Here is a 6,163-nt window from a genome sequence, read left to right on the forward strand (position 1 = left end):
ATTCGAGGGGAGTTATCCCCAATATTCTTACGAATCCTTTTCGAGCCGCCACGACTCTGCGTAGGATGCGGCCACGGCGACCTTCGCGCGAGCCGTTGCGACCGTGCGTAGGCGCCGTCCTGAATGATCAGGAGGGTCGGCAATGATGGCTTCACAGGGGGCACGTCGGAGCGGTCTGGTGTGGGCAATCGTCGGAGCAGTCGTGCTTCTCGGCGGTGTGGTCGCAATCGTCATCGCCTCCATTGGGACGCGCGTCACCCCAGATCCGACTCGATCCGCCTCCTCGTCGAGAAGCCTCGCTCCCTCGCCCTCTCACTCCGCCGCCGTCGATCCAGGCGCCATCGAGAAGGGATGGATCGCCGAGCCCATCACACCGGACCCAAGCACCTACATCACCGCCGCCCTGGAGGCCGCCGGAACCTTCGACACCACCAAGAGCAGCCGCGACCAGTGGCTCGCCTACCTGGACACCTGGTTCACGCCGGACACCCGCTACACAAAGTCGGCCGACCAACAGGCGGCAATGCAGCGCTCCAAGCTGGAGCTTCGACAAGGTGTGGTGTTGCCGGAATCGGACTGGGAGTCGCTGGCCAGCGAAGACGGCCGTGTCGCCACAACTCTTACGGGTTCGATCATCTTCGTCCCTGTCACCGAAGACCCTTCCGGTGACATGAGGATCGGAACGGCAGACGTCACTTTGAAGTACACACGCTCGGATGGTTCGGGCGGCGAGACTTCGTACGAGGACCATGCGCGCGTGAGTGTTCAGGTGCTGTGCGGCCCCGGATCCGTGCCGACGCCCGATAGCGCGCAGCGGGCTGGCGACTGCAAGGTCGTGCGGTACTTCACCCAGGCGATGGAGCCCTGACATGGGCGCCCCACTGATGATCGCGAGCACGGCCGCCAAGTCGAAGACGGGCCGCCGGATCATCGCCGGGGCGATCATGCTCGGTTTGCTCGTCAGCTTCTTTCTGCTGACGCCCCTTATTGCAATCCCGTTCGCCGTCGCGGGCCAGACTGTCGCTGCACCTGCAAATGGAGGTGGCAATTCGAACGTGCCGGCGGTGCACGGCGCGTGGGGGTATCCGCTCGCCGGCGGATACACGAAGGGTCGCGGGTTCGGGTACAACCCCGTCGTCGGTTGTAGCTACTGCTCGATCTACCACGAGGGCTACGACATGGCCCAAGGCTGCGGAGCAACCATCTTCGCGGCCGGACCCGGCACCGTGCGTGTCGCCGGCGTCTACCAGGGGTACGGGAATTCGGTGATGATCGACCACGGCGGAGGCCTCATCACACTCTACGGGCACATGCAATGGGGATCCCTCCGCGTGCACGTCGGTCAGCAGACATCCGCCGGCACTCCATTGGGCGCCGAAGGCAACACCGGCAATTCGTTCGGATGCCATCTGCACTTCGAGGTTCGCGTCGACGGGCGCGCGATCGACCCGCAGCCGTTTATGGCCGCTCGCGGTCTTCCACTGGAGTAACGACAGCAAGGAGCGAATCATGACCGCCATCTGGGCATTGCCGACAGCCGACATGCCCCCCATCCAGCCAGACTTCTCAGCCCCGTTCTTCCACGGCTTCCAAGTCATCGCGTCGTACATCCTCGCCGGAGCGATGATCGTCGTATTCATCATGCTCGTCATCGCCGGCGCAGCCCTCGCCTTCCGAGGACTCGCCTCAGACCGAGTCCGCACGTGGGCCGGCGAGAACATCCTCTGGATCTTCATCGCCGCCGCCGTCCTCGGCGCCGCCAGCGGCCTGTTCGCCTGGTTCATCAACTTCGACTTCGGCTTCTGATGCGCACCTTCCGGCTCCTGACAATCGGACTGGCCGCCGGGCTTGCCCTTGGCATCGCAGTGCCGTCGCTCGCAGAAGCCACAACGGTTGACGGAATTACCTCCGTCCGCACCACGGCGCTTGATGAGGTGACAGGTCAGCCTTGGTCGTCACCGGCGTACCCCGTTGACTGCCGTGAGATCGACGAGCAGATCACGTGCACTCCGACCGATCCGTCGGCCGTCAAGTCTCAGCAATGCTTCTCTTACGTCGCCTACGCGGGCCACCAAGCAACTCTCTGCACGACGTTCGACGAGCACGTGAACGCCATCCAGAACGCCGGGGGCCGGCCTCTTCTTGTGCAGTACGGGTGCAGCGTGGGGGATGTCGTGTGTGTGACGTTCGAGAACGCCGGTCGAGGGATGGCGTTGGCGGCGACGGGGATGATGTACGTTGTCGCGGCGAACACCCGGTTCGATACGAGCACTGTGTTGTGGAGCGCAGCCACCGAAGAGTGGTCGTTCTGGCAGTGGGTCGTTCTCGTCGTGTTGTTCGCTGCCTTCGTGTGGGCGATCGCTGCCGCCGTGGTGTCCGGTGACCGGGAGCAGCTCGTGGGTGCGATCGTGCGCTGCTTCATCGCGGTCCCGGCAGTGCCGATCACACTCTGGTTGACCGGCAAGCTGCTGAACTCGATCGACGAGATGACCTGGTACGTGATGAACCGCGGCAGGGCTGACGGGCTGTTCTCAACCCTTCAGGGCGTGATGTGGGCGGGTGGGCAGGCGAACTACTTCTTCGCATTCGTCATCCATGGGATGCTGATGCTGGCGATGATCCTGCTGATGCTGGTGTTCGCGTTCCGCAACATAGTCCTCGCCGCGTTGATCGCGGTCGGTCCGATCGCGTGGATGATCTTTCCTCTCCGCGGCATCGGCCCGCAGTGGGTGGTCCGCTACTTCTCCTCCGTCGTCGTCTTGCTCCTCACAGGCCCACTGACCATCGGGTTCGTGTCCCTGATCATCCGGGGCCTCGCGGGCGTGAAGACGATCTGGGATCCACAGTCCTGGCCGCTTCTGGTCGGGCTCGTGTTGGTCGCCTTCGCCCCGTTTGCGGTGTTCGGCCTGTTCAGCTTCGTCGGCGCGGTCGCTGCCGATGCGATCGGATCCCGGGTGGGCTCCGGAGCCCGCGGAATCTCGACCGGCGCCGCCCGTTCCGCGATGCGGATCCCGTCTCGACTCGGTGCGTCACCAGCCGGTATCGCGGCATCCCGCGCCGGGGGCGGCACCGGGCCGAAGGGCAGGCCCGCGACAAGTTCTCGCCCGGGTGGCGCACAATCGCCCGCAGGCAAGCAGGCCACGACCTCCCCGGCCACTCCGACTGCGCAGACTTCGACGGCGTCACCCAACACGCGTCCAAGTACACCTACGACCGCCGCTAAGCCGCCAACCGCGGGAGGCGCATCATGACCGCGAGCACGGCGCACTCGTCACATGAGCGTCCGGTAAGGCTGCCGCGTCGGTCAGGTCAAGGCGTGGTGATGGGGATGGACCCGTGGCAACTCGGGTTCCTCACCGCCGCCGCGCTCGTGCTGTTGATCGCGATCAACCGGTCCGGCCCTCTCGGTCTGCTCTACGGCATACCGCTCTATCTGCCGTTGGGTGCTGCGGCATTCACGACGATCCGCGGGATCTCCGCCCCGAAGATGGCCGGGCTATGGGTGATGAAGCAGATCCGTCACGCGGCTGGGGCAACGGAGACCCGGTTCCGGCCGGAGCGTGTCGAGCTCGCTGGGACGCTGAACCTGCCGGGGGTGCGGGCGTCGATCCAGCTGTGGGACGTCGACGGGATCGCGTGTGTATATAACCCGCAGGATAGGTCTGCGTCGGTGACGGCGGAGCTCGAGGTCCAGGGGTTTCTGATGCACGACACGGACGACCGGTATGACCTCGCGCAGCAGTGGGCAACGGTGCTGGCCTCGTTCACGCAACGCCCGGGCATCAAACGCATCACCCTGCAGGAGCGCACCCTGCCGACCACCATCCGTCCCGCCCGGGACCACTTCGACACCGTCGTCCGGAATCGCGAGCTGGATGCGACGTCGCCGATTGCGGAGAACTACCGGGAGGTGATGGATGAGTCGGAGCGGTTCGCCGTCGCGCACCGCAACTATCTCACCTTCACTCTTGACCTTGTTGCCCTCGGTTCGCAGTTGAAGTCGCTCGGAGGCGGGCAGGACGCGATCCGCACCCTCGCCTATGTGGAAGCCCGCAACCTGGCCGACGCCCTGCAATCCGCACGGATCAAGGTGCGCCGCTGGCTGACCACCCGGGACATCGCAGCACTCGGGCGGACCGTGTTCGATCCCGAGTTCGCCGCGTTCATCCAGAACCGTCCCGACGACCAGGCCGGCGTGGACCCGATCGCGATCGGACCGATGTACCTCGAGGAACCGGCACATCAGAACGGGGTCGTGTTCACCGACTCAGGTGTCCACACGACGATGTGGATCCACGAGTGGCCACGATCGGACGCGCCCGTCGGGTTCATCAGCCCCGTCGTGTTCGCCCGGATGCCGCACACGGGGGAGGCGATCACGCACACCTTCTCCCTCGTGCTAACCCCGGTGCCGGTGTCGAAGGCGTTGCGGCGGATCCGGGATGACAAGAAGGTGTGGCGCGGAAACGAGAAGCTGCGCGCCAAGCGCGGCGCCGACGGGTCCGCCGCCGACGCCGCCGACTGGGAGGCGCTGGAGAAGCAGGAGGAGGAGATCGTCGCCGGGCACGGCGAGTTCCGGTACGGGGGCTACCTCACCGTCACCGCCCCCGACAAGGAACGCCTCGAGCAGGCCATCGCTGGAATGCGGAACGCGCTGTCGCGGGCCGGGATGGAGGCGCAGATCCTGTACTGCCAGCAAGCCGAGGCGCTCATGGTCAACGCCCTCCCCATCGGGCTCGGGATGAAGTGAACCGTCATGGCTAAGCAGACCGTCACCTTCACTCCCGCTGCCACCAGCCGGAAGGACCGCCGTGAGCTGCGCCGGAAGATTGCACAAGCCGTCCGCGACGAGAAGCCCGCCACCTCCACTCGCCGTCACCGGGCACTTCCCGAGCCTGCCGTGCATGGACCGTTCGGCCCGGGACTGCAGCAGGGCGGGTATTGGAACCTGGGCCGTACTTCGGTGCCGCCGCATGAGGCGACCAGTCAGCATCTCGCGGGGATCTACCCGTTCGTCGCGGACGCCGGACTTGGCCACCGTGGCCCCATCGTCGGTGTCGACCTGAACGCCGACGCGCTCTGGCACTTCTCCCCGTGGGAGGCGTACGGAGACGCCACCGAGCGGGGCACGTTCTCCACCAACATCCTCGTGCTCGGCGCGTACCGGTCCGGCAAGTCCGCCACGGTGAAGACCCTCACCACTCGCTCCCTCGCCTTCGGCCACCAAGTGGTCGTCCCGTCCGATCCAAAGGGCGAGTGGGTGGCCTTGGCTGAAGCCATCCCCGGCGGCCGGGTCATCCGTCTTGGTGCCGGCACGAGCGCGCGCCTGAATCCGTTGGATCGGGGTCCGCGGCGGTCGGATGCGACGGATGAGCAGCACGAGCAGATGGTGAAGCAACGTCGCATCGGGACGCTGATCACGATCATTGAGATGACACTCGGCAATCGGCTCACCGCGGTCGAGCACGCCGCCCTGCATGACGCGCTCGACTCCTGCATCCGGGAAACTGGGGACCACCCCACCCTCCGCGGCGTGTATGAACAGCTCGGGTTGTTGATCGGGGGGACAGTCGACCCGGGTTCACGTGTCGCGGAGGGTGCGGTGCAACCCCGGTACGTGCTGCGCCGGTTCGTGACCGGCGACCTGTCCGGGCTGTTCGAAGACGAATCGACGGTCGCGTTCGACCAGGACGCCCCCATCGTCGTGACCGACACCAGCGAACTGTTCGCGCGAGGCGAGCTCGCCGCGCAGCTCACCCAGGTGTGCTCCACCGCCTGGATTCAAGCGGTCATCGCCGACCGTGCCGCGCACCGCACCCGGTACGTGGTCCGGGAGGAGGGGTGGCGGGATATGACGTCGTTGGCGTCGCTGCAGATGTTCCAGCAATGGTTGAAACTGTCCCGCCACTACGGGATCAGCAACATCGTCATCCTCCACAAGATGGGCGACCTCGACGCCGTCGGCGACGAAGGCTCCCTCGAACGCTCCCTCGCGTACTCGATAGTTGGAGACATCGAGAACAAGTTCGTCTTCCGCGTCAACCACCAAGAACAGCACGCCCTGCAAAGCCGCCTCAACCTGCCCGCACCGCATGTGGAGATGGCACGGCAGCTGCGCAAGGGCGAGTTCCTCGCCTATGTGGGGCAGTTCGCGTACCTGGTG

At 65.6% G+C, this 6,163-nt stretch carries 6 protein-coding genes; all 6 read left to right on the forward strand.

Features of this window, described 5'->3' with window-relative positions; all coding sequences use genetic code 11:
- The first annotated feature begins 142 nt into the window (after positions 1 to 142).
- Complete coding sequence (locus VJR25_RS15590) at positions 143 to 868, forward strand: hypothetical protein (RefSeq protein ID WP_324116670.1); 726 nt, start codon at positions 143 to 145, stop codon at positions 866 to 868.
- Between the two features lies 1 nt (position 869).
- Positions 870 to 1,490, forward strand: a complete 621-nt coding sequence (locus tag VJR25_RS15595; protein WP_324116672.1) for a M23 family metallopeptidase — start codon at positions 870 to 872, stop codon at positions 1,488 to 1,490.
- Between the two features lie 19 nt (positions 1,491 to 1,509).
- Positions 1,510 to 1,806, forward strand: a complete 297-nt coding sequence (locus tag VJR25_RS15600; protein ID WP_292872566.1) for a hypothetical protein — start codon at positions 1,510 to 1,512, stop codon at positions 1,804 to 1,806.
- Entirely contained in the window at positions 1,806 to 3,251 is a 1,446-nt protein-coding gene (locus VJR25_RS15605; RefSeq protein WP_324116675.1) for a hypothetical protein, read from the forward strand. Before VJR25_RS15600 ends, VJR25_RS15605 begins: the two co-directional genes overlap by 1 nt.
- A complete protein-coding gene (locus VJR25_RS15610; RefSeq protein WP_324116677.1) occupies positions 3,248 to 4,750 on the forward strand; it encodes an SCO6880 family protein in 1,503 nt (500 codons plus the stop codon). Before VJR25_RS15605 ends, VJR25_RS15610 begins: the two co-directional genes overlap by 4 nt.
- Before the next feature lie 6 nt (positions 4,751 to 4,756).
- Positions 4,757 to 6,163: hypothetical protein (locus VJR25_RS15615; protein ID WP_324116679.1), on the forward strand; the 1,407-nt coding region annotated here is incomplete at its 3' end.

Source organism: Microbacterium sp. (assembly GCF_035277845.1).
GTDB lineage: Bacteria > Actinomycetota > Actinomycetes > Actinomycetales > Microbacteriaceae > Microbacterium.